This is a genomic window from Halomonas sp. 141 (assembly GCF_002810305.1).
Lineage (GTDB): Bacteria > Pseudomonadota > Gammaproteobacteria > Pseudomonadales > Halomonadaceae > Vreelandella > Vreelandella stevensii.
Genome location: NZ_PINZ01000017.1, coordinates 26,902 through 43,495 on the forward strand (window position 1 = coordinate 26,902; position 16,594 = coordinate 43,495).

Here is a 16,594-nt window from a genome sequence, read left to right on the forward strand (position 1 = left end):
CCTAGAGGGCGTTATCCAGCGGTTTGACGCGCATGCCGTCGCGCAGCAGGTGTACCCCGGCCGCCGCAATCGACTCGCCAGGCTGAACGCCTGCCACCAGCATCACGGCGTCGTCGCTCAGCTCACCCACGGTGACCTCCCGGGGCGATACCGTGCCCTCGTCGGGGTCGTAGACCCACACGCGAAAATCACCGCTCTCGGTGGTGTCCAGGGCGCTGGCTGGAATCATCATCACCCCGGACACCAGCCGCTCGGCGGGCTCGATGAACACGGTGGCCGTGGTGCCGGGCAGCGCCACCAGGTGCTCGCCTTGGGCGGGCGCGAACTCCACCTGATAGGTCTGGGCGACCTCGTCGGGCTCGGTGATGTGTTCGCGGTACTCCAGCGCAATGCGCTCGCCGGGCAGCGTGGCGATCTCGGCTTCGGCGTTGAAACCGTGTTCGCCATCGAGATGCCGCATCAGCGCTTCGGGCACGTTGATGCGAATGCGCAGCTCCGAGATGTCCTGAATACGGACGACTTCGGCATTGGGCGGCAGCGTGGTGTGGTTTTCCACCAGGCGGCGGGCAATCAGCGCATCAAAGGGCGCGTACAATGAGGTGTAGGCCAGCTCCTGGCGGGCGCTCTCCAGCTGGGTGGCGGCCAGCTCGGCATCAGTGCGGGCCGCTTCCAGCACCGAGGCGGAGACGGCGTTATGGCGATACAGACTTTCCTGCCGCTGCAGATGCTGGCGGGCCTGGGTCAATTCCGCTTCCGCGGCGCGCACCTGCAAGGCGTAATCGGTTTGATCGAGCTGGGCGATCAGCTCGCCTTTGGCCAGCGTGGTGCCCTGTACGGCTGGAAAGGTGGTCAGGCGCCCGCCCACCTGAAAGGCCAGGTTGACGGTGCTCACGGCATCGACGCGACCCACGAAACGGCGGCCCGAGAAGGCCTGCTGCTGGCCGGTTTCGAACAGCTTGACCACCTGAGCCGGAGGCTCGGGGGGCTCTTCGTCGTTTCCGCAACCTGCCAATAACGTCACGCATGCCAGCAACCCGACCAGAGTGGGTAGCCACTTCCCTTTGCGGATGAACCTCATCCAATGCCTCCCTGTAAGCCAATGGGGATCACGGTGGTGTGATGTATCCCCTGTTTCGTTGATCCCCTATAATAGGTATTATTGGCCAATTCGAACAGGTGTTTTGTTTAACGCCGCCCTAAATCGGTATTCACCCGAACTGCAAGGATGATCAGCGTGCACAGGAATCGCCCGTGGGGACCCCGCCTCAAACCGTTCACCGCTGCCTCGGTGCTGGCCTTGCTGCTGGCAGGCTGTGCGGTCGGCCCGGAGTATCAAGCGCCCGACATTGAGCTGCCGGAGAGCTGGCCTGCCCATATCACTCTGGAGCAGCAGGCCCGTGACGACTGGCACCGCTGGTGGCAGCGCTTCGAAGACCCGGCGCTGAACCGGCTGGTCGAGCGCGCCAGCGAAGATAATCTCGAACTGGCGATTCAGTTGGCGCGCATTCGCGAGGCCCGGGCCCAGCTGGGGTTTGCCGATGCCGAGCGCTTTCCCACCGTGGGCTATCAGGCCGAAGCCAACCGTGAGCGCACTCCGGGGGCGGCGCTGCCCATCGATGTTCAGCCCGTGCAGGAGCTGCTGACCTCCACCAACAACCAGTACTCCCTGGCCGCTAGCCTGGAGTATGAAATCGACCTGTGGGGGCGGCTAGCCAACCAGCGCGCTGCGGCCATGGCCGCCCTGCAGGAGAGCCTGTTTGCCAGAGACGCCGCCGAGCTGGGCGTGATCGGTGACGTGGTCACCACCTACGTCAGCCTGAAAAGTGCCGAAGCCCAGCAAGCGCTGATGGAGGAGACCCTGGCCGCGTACCAGGAGACCTATCGCCTTCAGGCGCTGCGCTTCGAGCATGGCGACATCAGCGAACTGGAACTGCGCCAGGCCGAAGCCGAGTGGCGCAACCTGCAGGCAGAGCTGCCGTCGCTCAAGCAGCAGGTGGAAACCCTGCGCGGGGCCCTGGGCACGCTGGTGGGCATGTCCCCTGATGAGCTGCTGACTACCCTGGACACCGGCACGTCGCGGCTGGATGACCTGGCCCAGCCGGTGGGCATACCTGCCGTGATGCCGTCGGCGATGCTCCAGCGCAGGCCCGATATTCGCTCGGCAGAAGCGGCGCTGATTGCGGCCACCGCCCAGATCGGCGTGGCCGAGGCCAACCGCCTGCCGTCGCTCAATCTCAGCTCCTTTTTGGGCACTGCGGCCGCCAGCACCAGTGATCTGTTCAGCGATGTGGCCCGCACCTGGGGCGTCGGGGCCTCGGTGATGGGGCCGCTGTTCGACTTCGGTCGTAGCCAGTCCGGGGTGGAAAGCGCCGAAGCGCTGGCCGAACAGGCCGAAGCGCAGTATCGCCTGACCGTGCTGACCGCTTTCAACGAAGTGCGCGATGCGCTCTACAGCTACGACTTCAGCGAGCGACGGCTGGCCGCCATCGACGAACAGCTGGAGGCCGTTGCTCGCACCCGGGAGCTGGCCGTGCTGATGTACGACCAAGGGCAGGTGAGCCAGCTGGAGCGCCTGGACGCCGAACGCAACCTGCTCTCGGCCCGTTTGGCCCAGGCCGGTGCGCGCCGTGAACAGCTGGCGGCCACGGCCACGCTGTTCAAGGCGCTGGGGGGCGGCTGGCAGGAAACCCCCGTTTACTGATTGCCGGTACGGTAACCACAGCCCGGGCGGCTCCGCTGGCCGCCCGCATCTGTTACCATGCTGCGCTTGCGATCACTTCATCTCTGGTTTTGCTGCCACTGGAGCTGCCATGCCTCCCTGCGCGTCCTCTGCTGCCGCTTCTGACTCCCTTGCCGCTTACCCCTGGCTACCCGACATCGGCCCCGTCGATGCCGCCGCCGCTGAGCGCACCCGTGCCTACCTCGACACTTTGACCAAGCCGCCCGGCAGCCTGGGCAGGCTCGAAGCGCTGGCGATTCAGCTCAGCGCCATCACGGGCAGCGCACGCCCTCGGGTGGATAGCCCCGCCGTGGTGGTGTTTGCCGCCGACCACGGCGTGGCCGCTGAAGGCGTGTCGGCGTTTCCCCAGGAGGTGACCGCGCAGATGGTCGCCAACTTCGTTCAGCAGGGCGCGGCCATCAACGTGTTTGCCCGCCAGCTGGGCGCTCGGGTGGACGTGGTGGATGTCGGGGTGGCGTCGCCGCGACCGCTGCCGAGAGCCACCGATGCCCGCGTGCGTTCGGGCACGGCCAACATGCTGCACCACGACGCCATGCCGCTGGACGACGCGCGCCAGGCCATGCAGGTCGGCATGGCAGCGGTCGAGCGGGCCGTACAGGCGGGGGCCAATGGGCTCATCGTGGGCGACATGGGCATCGCCAACACCACCGCCAGCAGCGCCATGCTGGCGGCCTTGCTAGGGGTGCCTGCCGCCCAAGTGGTGGGGGCGGGCACCGGCATCGACAGCACCCAGCAGGCCCACAAGGCGGCGGTCATCGAACGGGCGCTGGCCAATCGCCAAGCGAATCCTGACGACCCGCTGGAGGTGTTGTGCAAGCTGGGTGGTCTGGAAATCGCCGCCATGGCGGGCGCGTACCTGGCGGCGGCGGCCTACCGCCTGCCCGCGGTGGTGGATGGCTTCATTGCCACGGTGGCGGCCCTGACCGCCTGCCGCATGGCCCCGGCACTGCGCGACTACCTGGTGTTTGGCCACCGTTCGGCGGAGTCGGGCCACGCCCTGGCGCTGGAAGCCCTGGCGGCGCAGCCGCTGCTGGCCCTGGAAATGCGCCTGGGCGAGGGCAGTGGGGCGGCGCTGGCTTACCCGCTGCTACAGGCCGCTGCCGCCATGCTCAGTGACATGGCCACGTTCTCCCAGGCGAGGGTGAGTGGCAAGGCACCATGAGCCTCGACTTGCTGAGCCTGCCCGCTCTGGCCGGATGGGTCGCGCTGGCCATCGTCATCGATTTGATCGTGGGGGACCCGCGCGCGCTGCCCCACCCGGTGGTGATCCTCGGCAAGGCGATTAGCGCTTTGGAGCACCGCTGGAACCATGGCAGCCCCCAGCGGCGGCGCCTGTTGGGCGGGTGCCTTACCCTGGTGGTGGTGCTGGGCACCTTTTCGGTGGCCTGGCTGGGGCTTGCGCTGTTGTCGTGGGTGCACCCCTGGCTGGGGCTGGCCGCCGAGCTGTGGCTGCTGGCCACCACGCTGGCCATCAAGGGGCTGGCGAATGCCGGGCGGGCCATTGCCGCCCCGTTGCGGCAGGGCGACTTGCCCGCTGCGCGGCAGGCGCTTTCCAGAGTGGTGGGGCGTGATACCCAGGCTCTGGATGAAGCCGAGATTACCCGAGGCGCGGTGGAAACCGTGGCGGAAAACACCGTCGATGGCATTACCTCGCCGCTGCTGTTTGCGCTGCTGGGAGGCGCGCCGCTGGCGCTGGCCTACAAGGCCGTCAATACACTGGACTCCATGGTGGGCTATCGGAACGAGCGCTACGGCGACTTCGGCTACGCCTCGGCCAGGCTGGACGACCTGGCCAACTGGCTGCCTGCCCGGCTGACCGCCTTATGCCTGTGGCTGGCGGGCGTGCTGTATGGGGTGTTTCACCGCTCACCTCTGCGCTGGCGGGGCGCCCTGGCGGCCACCTGGCGCGAGGCACCCCGCCACCCAAGCCCCAACGCGGGCTGGCCCGAGGCGATGGTGGCGAATTTGCTGGGCGTCCAGTTGGGCGGCACCAACGTCTACCAGGGGCAAGTATCACACCGGGCCACGCTGGGCACCGCCCATGATTTACTGAAAGCCAGCCACATCACTACCACGATTTGGCTGATGCACGGGGCTTGGCTGCTCTTCTTCCTGCTGCTGTTCTTCCTGCAGCTGTTTTTCCAGCAACTGTGCCTCGTGATGGCTACGGGGGCCGGGTGATGCGCGGCCAGCCCGGCAACCTACCCCTCGACCATTGGCCAAGCCACGGTGGCCAGGCCGCCGCGCTGCTGCAGCGCTTTGGCCTGCCTGCCGACCATCCGCTGGAAGATATCAGCGCCAACCTGAACCCGCTGGGCCCGCCCGACTGGGTAACCGGCTACCTGGCCCAGCGCCTGGCTGGGCTGGGCCGCTACCCCGAACCGGACTACCGCGCCGCCAGACAGGCGATTGCCGAACACGCAGGCGTGGAGCCGGGGCAGGTACTGCTCACCAATGGCGGCGCGGAAGCCATCTTTCTGGCGGCGGCGCACCACGCTGGCCAGCAGGCGCTGATCGTCACCCCCACCTTTGGCGAGTACGCCCGGGCCTGCAACGCCCACGGTGTGCGCATCAGCGAGCTTGGCCTGTTGCCGGGCACCTTCGACCCGCCCGCGGCCGCGTTGCTGCAGGCGGCGGCCAGCGCTGATGTTGTATTCGTTTGCCGCCCCAACAACCCCACCGGCACGCTGCTGCCCGTGGCGCTTATCGAGGCGCTGCTGGACGCCTTGAAACCGGGGGCCTCGCTGGTGGTGGATGAAGCCTTCATCGACCTGGCGTTGGAGGCTGCACCGCTGACCCCGCTGCTCCAACGCTACCCGGCGTTGATCCTGCTGCGCTCCATGACCAAATTCTTTACCCTGCCGGGCCTGCGGCTGGGCTACGTGCTGGCCGATGAGCGGCATATCGCTCAGCTTCAGGCGCAGCAACCGCCCTGGAGCGTCAATCATCTGGCTGCCGATCTGGTGCCGCCGCTGCTGGCGGATGAGGGCTTTGCTCGGCGTACCCACCAGTGGTTGGCCCGTGAGCAGCCGCGCATGGGCGCTGCCCTGGCCGCGCTGGGGCTGGAGGTGGTGCCCAGCCACAGCTGCTTTCATCTGGTGCGGCCTGGGGCCGCTCAGCGGCAACGGGGCATTTCCAGTATCGTGCTGCTTGAACGCCTGCTTCACCAAGGTATGCTGGCGCGACATACCCATGGTTTTGCTGGCCTGAAGGGTGGTTGGCTAAGGCTGGCACTGCGCGATGGTGTGACCAATGATCGGTTGTTAAAGGTGCTGAATGATTGTCTTTGTTAGTGGAGGGGCTCGGTCGGGCAAGAGCCTGGTGGCGGAGCAGTGTGTTCAGCAGTACGCCGACGGCAAGACGTGTTACTACGTGGCCACCGCCGACATCTACGACAGCGAAATGGCCGAACGGGTAGGCCATCACCAGGCCCGCCGCGCCAACCACTGGGTCACCCTGGAAGCTCCGCTCAACATCGAGCAGGCCGTGGCCCAGGTGCCCAACGGCCATGCCGCCCTGTTGGACTGTCTGACCCTCTGGGCCAGCCAGGTGATGTTCAATACCCAGGAGGACGCCGCCCCGGTCAGTGAAACGGAAGCCTTTGCACTGTTGGTGCGTGCGCTTCACGATGCCCGCCGCCGGGGGGTGACGCTGGTGGTGGTCTCCAACGATCTCAACGAAGCGCCCCTGCCTGCCTCGGCAGAGGTGTGGCGCTACGTTGAATTCCTGCAAAGGTTGCACCGCTGGCTGGCGGCTCAGGCCGACCGGGTGGTGGAGGTGGTGGCCGGGCAGTCCATCGAATGGAAGGCGGCTGGCGCACCATGAAAAATGCCCTGTACGGCATGCTGCTGGCGCTGCAGTTTCTGACGCGCCTGCCGATCCCCGTTGCCTGCCCCTGGACACCGGCCACCCGGCGCTGGGCCATTCGCGCCTACCCGCTGGTGGGCCTGATGGTGGGAGCGCTGCTGGCCTGTGTCGCCCTGCTGTTGGGCCAGTGGCAAACCCCATCGCCCATCACGGCGCTGGTGCTGCTTAGCCTGTGGGTGGCCATTTCCGGTGGCCTGCACCTGGATGGCGTGATGGACCTGGCCGATGCGCTGGGCAGCAACCAGCCCGTGGCCCGCCGATGGGAGATCATGAAAGACCCGGTGGTGGGCAGCTTTGGCATGCTGGCGCTAGTGTTTCTGCTGGCCTGGAAAGGGGTGCTGCTATGGGCGCTGGTGCACTATCAGGCGCCGCTTGGCTGGCTGGTGGTGGCCCCCGCGCTGGGTCGGCTGGCGGGGGTGGCCCTGCTGGTGTTGACGCCCTGTGCCCAGCCCAGCGGCCTGGCCTTTAGCTGGCAGCAGTCGCTGGGCCGAAGAGACGTGGTGCTGGCCCTGCTGCCGCTGCTGCTGGGGGCACTGTTCATGCCGGGGCTGTGGGTCTGGCTGGTGGCCACGGCCTTGTGGGTCGTGCTGGTGCGTCAGGCGCTGCTGCGCTTATTTCACGGCATCAACGGTGACATGGTGGGTGCCACTATCGAAGGAGGAGAGCTTTGGCTACTGGTCTTGATGTGGAGCTGGTGGCAGTTCGCCACGGTATAACGTCCTGGAATCTGGAGCGTCGGTACCAGGGGCAGCGCGATATCCCGCTGCTGTTCCCGGACGCGGAAGCGGGCCTGCTGGCCCTGCGTGACGCTTTGGCAAGCGAGCGTTTCGATGCCATTCATGCCAGTGACCTGGGCCGCTGCCAGGAAACCCTGGCGTGGTCACAGGCGGCCAAGCCCGGCATGCCGGTGTACCGGGAGCCGCGCTTGCGAGAGCTGGATTTTGGCGAGTACGAAGGAAAGGTTTACGATGAACTCAAGGAGCTGCCGCACTACCGCGCCTGGATAGACAGCGCGGGCGAGCTGCAGATACCCGGCGGTGAGTCGTCTGGCCAGTTGCGTGAGCGCCTCGATGCCTGGCTGGAAGAGGTGGCGCAACAGGCGCGCGAACAGGGCCATCGCAAGGTGCTGGTGGTGACCCACGGCGGGGTGATTCGTGAGCTGCGCCGCCGGTTCGAAACGCTGGATTTCTGGGCGGGCATCGTCCATCAGGCCCAGGGCCGTCGCTGGCAGCTGACCTATCAGCCCAACGATGCAGGCAAAGGAGAGTGGCAATGCAACTGTTCATCGGCGGTGCCAGCGCAGGCAAGCGAGACGCAGTAAAACAGCGCTTTCCCGGCGCGGTGTGGTGGCGCCTGGCGCCGGGCCAGCGCTTGCAGGAAGTGTCCCACGTCATGCACCCCGGCACTCCGCTGGTGCTGCATGGCCTGTTCGAATGGCTCTCGGCGGCCATTCACTCCGACTTCAGCAGCGACGAATGGCGCGCCCACTGGCGCGAAGATCTGCAGCGCCTGGACGAGGCAGCGGCAGGCCAGCACGCCACCCTGGTGGTGATTGCCAACGAGCTGGGCCGAGGCCTGGTGCCCATGGCCCGGGACCAGCGCCGCCTGAGGGACCTCAGCGGTTGGTTCACCCAGGACGCCGCCGCCCAGGCAAGCCAGGTGTGGTACGTGCGCCATGGGCTCGTGCAAGCGCTGAAAAGCACGGCATAAAGCACGCCATAAAGTCCGACTTAGTGCAGCACGCCCCGCCTGGCCAAAATTGACCTGATTAGCGCAAGTTGCTAGTTTACGCGCACTCTTAGGTGCTGATGGCGACCCTTCGCCCTCAGTTAAACGGGAAGTTGGTGAACGCAACTGCGTCAATCCAACGCTGCCCCCGCAACGGTGATCGAGACAAGAACGGCCAGGACGCCACTGTGCTCAGGCATGGGAAGGTGGTCGCTCGGAAAGGGTCGGCGCTTGAAAAAAGCGCCTCCTTTCGCTCGTCAGCCCGGAGACCGGCCCAGGAGTGACGGCTGAAAAGCCACGGATTACCGGCATGCGGTGGGCATGTGCAGGGTGTAGGGTGGGCTGCCAACGCAGCTTGCCTGCCTTGCGTGTGCGCCTGCACCGGCCACTAAAAAACACGCTGTGCGGGTGAGCACAGTGCGCAAGGGATCCATCATGCAACGTTTATCTTCTACCGCCACGCTGGCGGCATTTGCCATGGCCGCCGTGCCCATGGCCGTTCATGCGCAGGCGCAGCAGCAGGCCTCGGCCAGTCACGATACGCTCAATCCTGTCGTCGTGACGGCGGCGCTGGCACCGCGTACCGCCAACGAAAGTCTCTCTTCGGTCACCGTTCTGGATGAAGCGACGCTTCGCCGCCAGGACCCGGTGAGCATTACGGATCTGCTGCGCGGCCAGCCGGGGGTCGATGTCACTTCCAATGGCAGTTTCGGCAAGAGCGGTGGCGTCTTTCTGCGCGGCACCGGCAGCGCCCAGAACGTGCTGCTGATCGACGGCATTCGCTTACGTTCGGCCACCAGCGGCAGCGCGGCGTGGCAGTACCTGGAACCACGCATGTTCGACCGCGCCGAAATCGTGCGCGGCCCCCGCGGCAGCCTCTACGGTGCCGATGCCATGGGCGGCGTCATTCAACTGTTTACCCCCGAAGGGCGTGAGGAAGGCCCGCAGCCGCGTATTTCCGCAGGCGGTGGCTCGTTCAACACCCAGCGGCTCAGCGCAGGTATCAGCGGCCGAGAAGGCGGCACCCGCTACAGCTTTGCCGGTAGCCACTTCACCACCGATGGCCAACCCGTGCGCCGCGATGGCGACGACAAGGGGTACGACAACACATCGGCGCTGGCGCGGGTATCGCACACCTTTGATAACGGTGCCGAAGCGGGCGTGCTGGCCCTGCGTGCCCGTGGCCACAACGAATACGACGGCGGCGAGAACGACTTCGTGCAGCAGGTGGCCGGGGTATATGGCGAGCTGCCGCTGACAGACAGCTGGCGTAGCCGCCTGACGCTCAGCGAATCCCGCGATGAAAGCGATAATTTCGATGGCTTCAGCGAGTCTGCCTTTAATACCAGGATCCGTGCTGCCCGCTGGGAAAACACCTTCACCGCAGGGGCCCATGAGCTGGTGGCCGGGGCCGAGTACAGCGAAGACCGGGTAGACAGCACCACCGCCTACGATGAAACCAGCCGCAGCAATGCCGCCGTGTTCACCCAGACCCTGCTGGACTTCTCCCCGCTGCTGGTACAGGCGAGCCTGCGCTTCGACGACAACCAGGCTTACGGCGAGGAAGTGACCGGCAGCCTGGGGCTGGGCTACCAGCTGGATGACCAGCACACCCTTCGCGCCAGCTACGGCACGGCGTTCAATGCGCCCACCTACAACCAGCTCTACTTCCCTGGCTTCGGCAATCCCGATCTGGAAGCGGAAACGTCACATACCGTCGAGGCTGGGCTACGCGGCCAGTATGCCCAGTGGTTCTGGGATGCGGCGCTGTACCAGACCGACATCGACAACCTGATTGCGGGGCAGGGGCTGCAGTTCAACGTGCCGGAAAGCCGTATTCGGGGAGCCGAGCTGAGCGCTGGGCTCGAACTCGACGCCTGGACGCTGGCGGCGGCGCTCACCTACACCGACCCGGAGAATCGCCTGACCGGCATGCGCCTGCAAAACCGCGCTTCCCAAAGCCTGCGTCTGGACATCGACCGTGAGCTGGGCGAGTGGTCGGTGGGCGGCTCCTGGCTGGCCCAGAACCACCGCTATCGGGATGCCGCCAATCAGGACCGCCTGAGTGGCTACGGCCTGGTGAACCTGCGCGCCGGTTGGCAGTTTGCGCCGCTGTGGAGCGCCCGGGTGACGTTGGAGAACGTGCTGGACCAGGAGTACACCACCACGCGCTCCTTCGACGGTGCCGACTACATCAACGCTGGCCGGGCAGGGTTCCTGAGTGTTCACTTTGGCCAATGACACACTGACACGCGGGGCCCTGGGCCTCGCGTTTTCGTTCATGGCGGCCGCCGCCCAGGGGCATGACCATTCACGCTGCGCGGTGGATGATCGCGACCGAGAGGTGTGCCTGCACGCCTCTGCCAACCGTATCGCCACGCTCTCGCCGGGGGCCACCGAGCTGACCTGGGCCGCCGGGGCGGGGGATCAGGTGGTGGCGGTGGTCAGCTACAGCGACTACCCCCCGGAAGCCAAGCAGGTGGCCTCGGTAGGCAGCCACACGCGCATCGACCTGGAAGCGCTGGTGGGGCTGGAGCCGGATCTGGTCATCGGCTGGGTGACCGGCAACCCCGCCGAGCAGATGGAGACCCTGGAAGCGCTGGGCATGCCGGTGTTCTACATCGAGCCGCGTAGCGTGGAAGCCGTCGCCCATACCATCGAACGACTCGCCCGGCTGGCGGGAACCGAGCCAATAGGGCGGCAGGCGGCCAGCGAGTTCCGAGACGGCATGGCCGCGCTCACCGCGCGCTATAGCGAACGCGACCCGGTCCCCACCTTCTACCAGGTGTGGGACGAACCGCTGATGGGCGTCAGTGACGAACACCTGATTGGCCAGGTGGTGACCCTGTGCGGCGGCGAGAACGTGTTTGGCGAGCTGGAACGGCTGGTGCCAAGACTGGATGACGAAGCCGTGCTGGCCGCCAACCCGGAAGCCATCATCGCGGGCGGCATGGGCGAAGAGAACCGCCACTGGCTGACCCACTGGGAGCAGTACCCCCACCTCGATGCGGTGGCCAAGGAGAACCTCTACTTCGTACCGCCTTCACTGATCCAGCGGCCCACCCCGCGGTTGCTGGAAGGCGCACAGCTGCTGTGCGACAAACTCGACCAGGCGCGCCAGAAGCGCGAGGACGCCTGATGCCGCTGCGCCGCTGGACACCCCTTGGCCTGCTGGCCCTGATGGCCGTGGCGGCGCTGCTGTTTTCGCTGACGGTGGGCAGCGCCTCGCTTTCCATGGCTCAGCTCTGGGGCGTGGTTCAGGGGCAGGGCGATACGCTGGCGCGCACCCTGGTGGTGGAACTGCGCCTGCCAAGGGCGCTCTCGGCCTTTGCGGTGGGCGGGCTGCTGGCCGTGGCCGGGGCGCTGATGCAGGTGCTGCTGCGTAACCCGCTGGCCGACCCCTACGTGCTTGGGCTTTCCGGCGGCGCCTCGATTGGTGCCTTGGCGGCCATGTTGGCGGGCCTGGGCGGCCTGTTGGTCTCCGGTTCTGCATTCGTGGGGGCGCTGGTATCGACGCTGCTGGTGTTTGGCCTGGCCCATGGCCGGGGCGGCTGGACTCCTTCTCGGCTGCTGCTGACCGGCGTGGTGGTGGCCGCCGGTTGGGGCGCGGTGATTACCCTGATGCTGGCGCTGAGCCCCGCCGAGCGGCTGCCCGGCATGCTCTACTGGCTGATGGGCGACCTTTCCTACTCCCGCACCCCCTGGCCGCCGCTGCTCCTGCTGCTTCTGACCTGCCTGGTGCTGGTGCCGCTGGGGCGCAGCCTGAACGTACTGGCCCGAGGCCCCCAGCAGGCGGCCGCACTGGGGGTCGATGTGCGCCCGCTGGAGTGGAGCATCTACATCGCCGCCAGCCTGCTCACGGCCGCCGCCGTGACCAGCGCGGGCAGCATCGGCTTCGTGGGGCTGATCGTGCCGCACATGCTGCGCCTGGTGCTGGGCAACGACCAGCGGCTGATTCTGCCCGCCTGCGCCCTGGCCGGGGGCACGCTGCTGGTGCTGGCCGACACCCTGGCCCGCACCCTGATTGCCCCGGAACAGCTGCCCGTGGGGGTGATCACCGCGCTGCTGGGCGTGCCCACGTTCCTCTTTCTGCTCTACCGGAGCCGCTGATGACCCGCTTGGCCACCCAGGAGTTGATCATCGACGTGCCGGGGCGCCGTTCAGGCACCGCGCTGAACCTCACCATCGAGCCGGGGCAGGTATGGGGCGTGCTGGGCCCCAACGGCGCGGGCAAGACCACGCTGCTGCACACTTTGGCCGGGCTTCACGCTCCCCGCTCGGGGCAGGTGCTGCTGGACGACACGCCACTTGGCCAGCTACGCAGGAGGCAAGTGGCCCAGCGGCTGGGGCTGGTGTTTCAGGAGCGGCTGGACGGCTTTCCCGCCACGGTACTGGAGACCGCGCTGATAGGCCGCCACCCCTACCTTTCATTGTGGCAGCGGGAAGGTGCCGACGACTACGCCCGCGCCGAAGCCGCGCTGGCTGCGCTGGACGTTGCCCATCTGCGCGACCGCCTGGTGAATACGCTTTCCGGCGGCGAACGCCAGCGGGTGGCCGTGGCCACGGTACTGACCCAGGCCCCCAGCCTCTGGCTGGCCGATGAACCCACCAATCATCTGGATTTACACCATCAAAGTGCGGTGATGGCGCTGATGGCCGAACAGGCCGCCCAGGGCAGCGCGGTGATGATGTGCCTGCACGACCTCAACCTGGCCGCCCGCTGGTGCGACCACATTCTGCTGCTTTACCCCAGCGGCGAAGCCTGCTGGGGCCCCCGGGACACCATGCTGGTGCCCAGCGCCCTGGAGCGGCTCTACCGCCAGCGGCTGGCCACGGTAGTGGTGGACGGCGCGCCGGTGTTCGTGCCTATCAGTGGCTAGGCAGTCGTGCTCCTGAATCGCATGATCTGTCGGCCATCCGAGGGGTCTTCGATGAGATGCGCGTGTACGCCAAAGGTGTGGTGCAGCCTGCTCGGGGTCAGCACCTCATGAGGAGCGCCGCTATCGATCAGGCGGCCACCCTCCATGACGCCGATGCGATCACACTCCATGGCTTGGTTGAGGTCGTGTAGTGAGATGATGACCGTGATCGGTAGCCCTCGAACCAGTTGCAGTATCGATAGCTGGTGACGAATATCGAGATGATTAGTGGGCTCATCCAGTAGCAGTATTCTGGGCTGTTGAGCCAGCGCTCTTGCAATATGGATGCGCTGTCGCTCGCCACCCGAGAGGGTATGCCAAAGCCGATCGCCCATATGGGCCATGTCCACATCGAACAACGCTTTAGCCACGATGTGATCGTCTTCCATGGACCATGGACGCAGCGCCGAGAGAAACGGCGTGCGTCCCAGTGAAACCACCTGGCGTGCGGTGATCCGGTCAGTGGTTTCCGCCTGCTGTTCTACCAGCGCAATGGACTGGGCAATGGCACGCTGCCTGAGGGAGTGCATGGGCTGGCTGTCGAGCAATACCCTCCCGGACCTGGGTTTATTCAGGCCCGCTAGCAGACGCAGCAGGGAGGTTTTTCCCGAGCCGTTCGGGCCCACCAGGCCAAAGGTTTGGCTTGGTTCCACGGTGAGGTTGATGTCCCTCAGCAGCGGTGTACCATGCACCGCCCAATCTAGCCGTTCGGCCATCAAGCGCATCAGTACCTCCTGCCGCGAATGAGGATAAGTGCAAATGCCGGGGCGCCCACCAGCGAGGTAATCACGCCTATAGGTAGCACTTGGCCGGGTATCAGAATGCGCGATAGAATATCCGAGCCAATCAAAAATACTGCGCCCGCAAGCGCCGTGGCGGGTACCAAGCGGGTGTGTTGGCTACCCACAATAAAGCGCATGGCATGGGGAATCACCAAGCCGACAAAGCCAATCGCCCCCACAATAGATACCATCACCGCCGTCACCAGCGCCATGGCAATGATCAGCATCCCGCGCACCGGGCGCACCGCGATGCCCATGGAGGCGGCGCTGTCGGCACCAAAGGTAAACGCATCCAATGAGCGGCGGTGCCACAGGCAAACCAGCAGCCCAAAAAGGGCGGCTGGCACAGCCAGTGTCGCATCGGCCCAGCGAACTCCAGAGAGATTGCCCATTAGCCAGAACATGATGCCCCTTGCCTGCTCGGCACTTGCCGATTTGGTGATGATGAAGGCCGTCAATGCATTGAAGAGTTGCGAACCGGCGATGCCCGCCAGAATGATGGCACCCGCTGCCTGGACGCCACGTCCGCCACCCACGCCGCTGTTGGCTGCGTGGGCAAGCAGGACCACGATGCCAAAGGCGAGCAGGGCGCCGGTAAAGGCCCCCAGAGAGAGCGAAAGCACCCCGGCGCCCAATCCAGCCACTGCCACGGCAACCGCGCCGGTAGAGGCGCCAGCGGAAATACCCATCAGGTAAGGGTCGGCCAGGGGGTTGCGCAGCAAGGCCTGCAATACCACCCCCGCCAAGGCCAGGCTGGTGCCACAGCAGGCGGCCACGACGGCGCGGCTAAGACGATAATTCCAGATAATGCCCTCATCGATCCGGTCGACTGCGTAATCAGCCCCCAACAGCTGGTTGGCGAGTACTTTCAGGATGGTATCCACTGGAATGGCGGTTTCGCCGATGGCTGTGCCCGCGATCAGAGCCGTCACAAGCACGAGCGGGGTTATCCATAGCCAGCGCACCTCGAAACCCGCCGTCGATAGCCGCGTTAACGCGATGCTCATTCGTCAAATGCCATCGTCGCCAGCGCCTCGGCCAGAGTTTCAAGGCCGTAAATAGTGCGCATCGTGGCGCTCATGGCATGGGCATCCATCTCTACGATGCGATTATTCTGGACCGCGTTCATCTCACGGGTGACCGGGTCACGACGCAGAAACTCACGCTTGGCTTCAATATCGTCGGCAGGAAAGCGACGGCGATCCATTCGAGCGATCACGAGCACATCGGGATCCGCTCTGGCGATACTCTCCCAACCGACAGTGGGCCACTCCTCATCGGACTCGATCACATTGTGAATACCAAGCTTGTCCATCATATAGCCCGGTGCGCCGAGCTGGCCCGCCACGAAGGGGCTAACCCCCAGGTCTGTCGATGAAAACCAGAATGCCGCCGACAGGTCTTCCGGTAGGTCAAGGCTGCTCGCCAGCTCAATTGCACGCGCTTCGCGGTCAATAAGATCGGCTACCAAGGTTTCTCCAGCGTCTTGCACATCATAAATTTGGGCTAGCTCGGTAATGCCTTTATAGATTGAATCCGTCGAGAAGGCGGCGGTGCGGGTACCATCACCGCCGGTGGAGTTATCCTTGGTGTCGCAATCGGCGGGCATGACATAGGTGTCAATACCCAGCTCATGAAACTGCTCACGGGTAGCGACACTGCCGGTGGGGCCTACGTGCCACTCATACTGCGCTACCACCAGCTCAGGCCGTTTATTGACCACGGCCTCAAAGCTCGGGTCGTCGTTGGCGATCCGCTCGATCCCTTCATTGACCTCAGAAAACTGTGGCAACACCGGATTAAACCAAACCGACGTGCCATTCACTCGGTCAGCGAGCCCCAGCGAATAGAGGATCTCCGTGGCTGATTGGCCCACGGTCACCGTTTGCTCCGGGGCCGACGCTACACTGATCTCTACGCCGCAGTTGGTCAGCGTCAGCGGATAGTCGGTGGCGGCGTGTGCCACCTGAACGAGGCCGATGGCGCCTGCGGCCATGGCCATGGTCAATCTCAACATCATGTACCCTTCCGTGCATGATGAGCTCAGCCCTGGCCGTGACCTGCTGGCCAGACTGCTTTGCTCGAGGTAAGTAGTGGATCGGCAGTTCTCCTGACTGACGGGTCATGGCTAGCTCGCCTTCCCAGACGTGATGTCCAGTGGCATCGATGAGCGTCGCTCGCCGCCTACAGTTGCGGGGGCAGTTCCGTTTCGTGGCACGCCACGGCGGATTCTCTATTAAGTTCCGTTGGGAACACCGACGCTGGCCATTCTAGGGGGCGGGTAGGTGGCGAACAACTGAAAGGCCAGAAGCCTGTGCTGCCTGTGCTGGATTGATATGTTATATCATAATGTTTTTGAGCGTGTCATCGGCAGTTGATCATCTGCGCTGATGGTCATGCGGTTCTTCCCGCTCCATGGGCCGTCCGGGTTGGCCTCACGGCCAAGGTTTCCTCTATACTAAGCGACTTTTGTATAGCCACTTTTTCATGAATGTCATTCATGGGTGACGCTCTCTGTCTCGGTGGCGAGATGATGACCCCCAACGGGCATGGCCAGC

Annotated in this window: 16 protein-coding genes and 2 riboswitches; of the genes, 12 read left to right on the forward strand and 4 right to left on the reverse strand. The window is 65.3% G+C overall.

Annotated features, from left to right (window positions below; translation table 11 throughout):
• Position 1: 1 nt before the first annotated feature.
• Complete coding sequence (locus CWI66_RS09555) at positions 2 to 1,078, reverse strand: efflux RND transporter periplasmic adaptor subunit (RefSeq protein WP_100731545.1); 1,077 nt, start codon at positions 1,076 to 1,078, stop codon at positions 2 to 4.
• 147 nt (positions 1,079 to 1,225) lie between these two features.
• On the opposite strand from CWI66_RS09555, the gene CWI66_RS09560 reads away from it, so the two are divergent.
• From CWI66_RS09560 to CWI66_RS09615, 12 genes are all read left to right on the forward strand, one after another.
• Positions 1,226 to 2,701 carry an efflux transporter outer membrane subunit gene (locus CWI66_RS09560; RefSeq protein ID WP_232710823.1) on the forward strand — a complete coding sequence of 492 codons (1,476 nt, stop codon included), beginning with the start codon at positions 1,226 to 1,228 and terminating at the stop codon, positions 2,699 to 2,701.
• 109 nt (positions 2,702 to 2,810) lie between these two features.
• Complete coding sequence (cobT, locus tag CWI66_RS09565; RefSeq protein ID WP_100731546.1) at positions 2,811 to 3,902, forward strand: nicotinate-nucleotide--dimethylbenzimidazole phosphoribosyltransferase; 1,092 nt, start codon at positions 2,811 to 2,813, stop codon at positions 3,900 to 3,902.
• On the forward strand, positions 3,899 to 4,921 hold the full coding sequence (gene cbiB, locus CWI66_RS09570; protein WP_100731547.1) for an adenosylcobinamide-phosphate synthase CbiB: 1,023 nt from the start codon (positions 3,899 to 3,901) through the stop codon (positions 4,919 to 4,921). Before cobT ends, cbiB begins: the two co-directional genes overlap by 4 nt.
• Positions 4,921 to 6,033 (forward strand): threonine-phosphate decarboxylase CobD, encoded by a 1,113-nt coding sequence (gene cobD / locus CWI66_RS09575; protein WP_100731548.1) that lies wholly within the window; start codon positions 4,921 to 4,923, stop codon positions 6,031 to 6,033. Before cbiB ends, cobD begins: the two co-directional genes overlap by 1 nt.
• Positions 6,017 to 6,565: a bifunctional adenosylcobinamide kinase/adenosylcobinamide-phosphate guanylyltransferase gene (locus CWI66_RS09580; RefSeq protein ID WP_081135024.1), complete on the forward strand. Its 549-nt coding sequence runs from the start codon at positions 6,017 to 6,019 to the stop codon at positions 6,563 to 6,565. The genes cobD and CWI66_RS09580 overlap by 17 nt, the downstream gene beginning before the upstream one ends.
• Positions 6,562 to 7,323, forward strand: coding sequence for an adenosylcobinamide-GDP ribazoletransferase (gene cobS / locus CWI66_RS09585; protein WP_081135151.1), 762 nt, complete (start codon positions 6,562 to 6,564; stop codon positions 7,321 to 7,323). The genes CWI66_RS09580 and cobS overlap by 4 nt, the downstream gene beginning before the upstream one ends.
• Positions 7,275 to 7,928: a histidine phosphatase family protein gene (locus CWI66_RS09590; protein ID WP_170919403.1), complete on the forward strand. Its 654-nt coding sequence runs from the start codon at positions 7,275 to 7,277 to the stop codon at positions 7,926 to 7,928. The genes cobS and CWI66_RS09590 overlap by 49 nt, the downstream gene beginning before the upstream one ends.
• Positions 7,880 to 8,317 (forward strand): bifunctional adenosylcobinamide kinase/adenosylcobinamide-phosphate guanylyltransferase, encoded by a 438-nt coding sequence (locus tag CWI66_RS09595; protein WP_039179601.1) that lies wholly within the window; start codon positions 7,880 to 7,882, stop codon positions 8,315 to 8,317. The genes CWI66_RS09590 and CWI66_RS09595 overlap by 49 nt, the downstream gene beginning before the upstream one ends.
• A gap of 73 nt (positions 8,318 to 8,390) precedes the next feature.
• A riboswitch (cobalamin riboswitch) is annotated at positions 8,391 to 8,627 on the forward strand.
• Between the two features lie 143 nt (positions 8,628 to 8,770).
• Positions 8,771 to 10,576 (forward strand): TonB-dependent receptor domain-containing protein, encoded by a 1,806-nt coding sequence (locus CWI66_RS09600; protein WP_100731549.1) that lies wholly within the window; start codon positions 8,771 to 8,773, stop codon positions 10,574 to 10,576.
• Positions 10,577 to 10,616: 40 nt separating this feature from the next.
• Positions 10,617 to 11,474 (forward strand): cobalamin-binding protein, encoded by an 858-nt coding sequence (locus tag CWI66_RS09605; protein ID WP_100731556.1) that lies wholly within the window; start codon positions 10,617 to 10,619, stop codon positions 11,472 to 11,474.
• A complete protein-coding gene (locus CWI66_RS09610) occupies positions 11,474 to 12,445 on the forward strand; it encodes a FecCD family ABC transporter permease (protein ID WP_100731550.1) in 972 nt (323 codons plus the stop codon). Before CWI66_RS09605 ends, CWI66_RS09610 begins: the two co-directional genes overlap by 1 nt.
• Positions 12,445 to 13,215, forward strand: a complete 771-nt coding sequence (locus CWI66_RS09615) for an ABC transporter ATP-binding protein (protein ID WP_100731551.1) — start codon at positions 12,445 to 12,447, stop codon at positions 13,213 to 13,215. Before CWI66_RS09610 ends, CWI66_RS09615 begins: the two co-directional genes overlap by 1 nt.
• Here CWI66_RS09615 and CWI66_RS09620 read toward each other — a convergent pair.
• The 3 genes from CWI66_RS09620 to CWI66_RS09630 are packed head-to-tail and all read right to left on the reverse strand — an operon-like array spanning position 13,212 to position 16,056.
• Positions 13,212 to 13,979, reverse strand: a complete 768-nt coding sequence (locus tag CWI66_RS09620; RefSeq protein ID WP_016914180.1) for an ABC transporter ATP-binding protein — start codon at positions 13,977 to 13,979, stop codon at positions 13,212 to 13,214. The two genes, CWI66_RS09615 and CWI66_RS09620, sit on opposite strands and share 4 nt — an antisense overlap.
• Positions 13,979 to 15,043, reverse strand: coding sequence for a FecCD family ABC transporter permease (locus tag CWI66_RS09625; protein WP_016914179.1), 1,065 nt, complete (start codon positions 15,041 to 15,043; stop codon positions 13,979 to 13,981). Before CWI66_RS09625 ends, CWI66_RS09620 begins: the two co-directional genes overlap by 1 nt.
• On the reverse strand, positions 15,040 to 16,056 hold the full coding sequence (locus CWI66_RS09630; RefSeq protein ID WP_016914178.1) for an ABC transporter substrate-binding protein: 1,017 nt from the start codon (positions 16,054 to 16,056) through the stop codon (positions 15,040 to 15,042). Before CWI66_RS09630 ends, CWI66_RS09625 begins: the two co-directional genes overlap by 4 nt.
• Positions 16,057 to 16,119: 63 nt before the next feature.
• A riboswitch (cobalamin riboswitch) is annotated at positions 16,120 to 16,311 on the reverse strand.
• Between the last annotated feature and the right edge of the window lie 283 nt (positions 16,312 to 16,594).

Excerpts from the sequence above, each read along its gene's own strand:
- cobT (WP_100731546.1), top strand. The coding sequence starts at position 2,811 with ATGCCTCCCTGCGCGTCCTCTGCTGCCGCTTCTGACTCCCTTGCCGCT.
- CWI66_RS09620 (WP_016914180.1), bottom strand. The coding sequence starts at position 13,979 with ATGCGCTTGATGGCCGAACGGCTAGATTGGGCGGTGCATGGTACACCG.
- CWI66_RS09580 (WP_081135024.1), top strand. The coding sequence starts at position 6,017 with ATGATTGTCTTTGTTAGTGGAGGGGCTCGGTCGGGCAAGAGCCTGGTG.
- CWI66_RS09600 (WP_100731549.1), top strand. The coding sequence starts at position 8,771 with ATGCAACGTTTATCTTCTACCGCCACGCTGGCGGCATTTGCCATGGCC.
- CWI66_RS09615 (WP_100731551.1), top strand. The coding sequence starts at position 12,445 with ATGACCCGCTTGGCCACCCAGGAGTTGATCATCGACGTGCCGGGGCGC.
- cbiB (WP_100731547.1), top strand. The coding sequence starts at position 3,899 with ATGAGCCTCGACTTGCTGAGCCTGCCCGCTCTGGCCGGATGGGTCGCG.
- cobS (WP_081135151.1), top strand. The coding sequence starts at position 6,562 with ATGAAAAATGCCCTGTACGGCATGCTGCTGGCGCTGCAGTTTCTGACG.
- CWI66_RS09595 (WP_039179601.1), top strand. The coding sequence starts at position 7,880 with ATGCAACTGTTCATCGGCGGTGCCAGCGCAGGCAAGCGAGACGCAGTA.
- CWI66_RS09555 (WP_100731545.1), bottom strand. The coding sequence starts at position 1,078 with ATGAGGTTCATCCGCAAAGGGAAGTGGCTACCCACTCTGGTCGGGTTG.
- CWI66_RS09630 (WP_016914178.1), bottom strand. The coding sequence starts at position 16,056 with ATGATGTTGAGATTGACCATGGCCATGGCCGCAGGCGCCATCGGCCTC.
- CWI66_RS09560 (WP_232710823.1), top strand. The coding sequence starts at position 1,226 with ATGATCAGCGTGCACAGGAATCGCCCGTGGGGACCCCGCCTCAAACCG.
- CWI66_RS09605 (WP_100731556.1), top strand. The coding sequence starts at position 10,617 with ATGGCGGCCGCCGCCCAGGGGCATGACCATTCACGCTGCGCGGTGGAT.
- CWI66_RS09625 (WP_016914179.1), bottom strand. The coding sequence starts at position 15,043 with ATGAGCATCGCGTTAACGCGGCTATCGACGGCGGGTTTCGAGGTGCGC.
- CWI66_RS09610 (WP_100731550.1), top strand. The coding sequence starts at position 11,474 with ATGCCGCTGCGCCGCTGGACACCCCTTGGCCTGCTGGCCCTGATGGCC.
- cobD (WP_100731548.1), top strand. The coding sequence starts at position 4,921 with ATGCGCGGCCAGCCCGGCAACCTACCCCTCGACCATTGGCCAAGCCAC.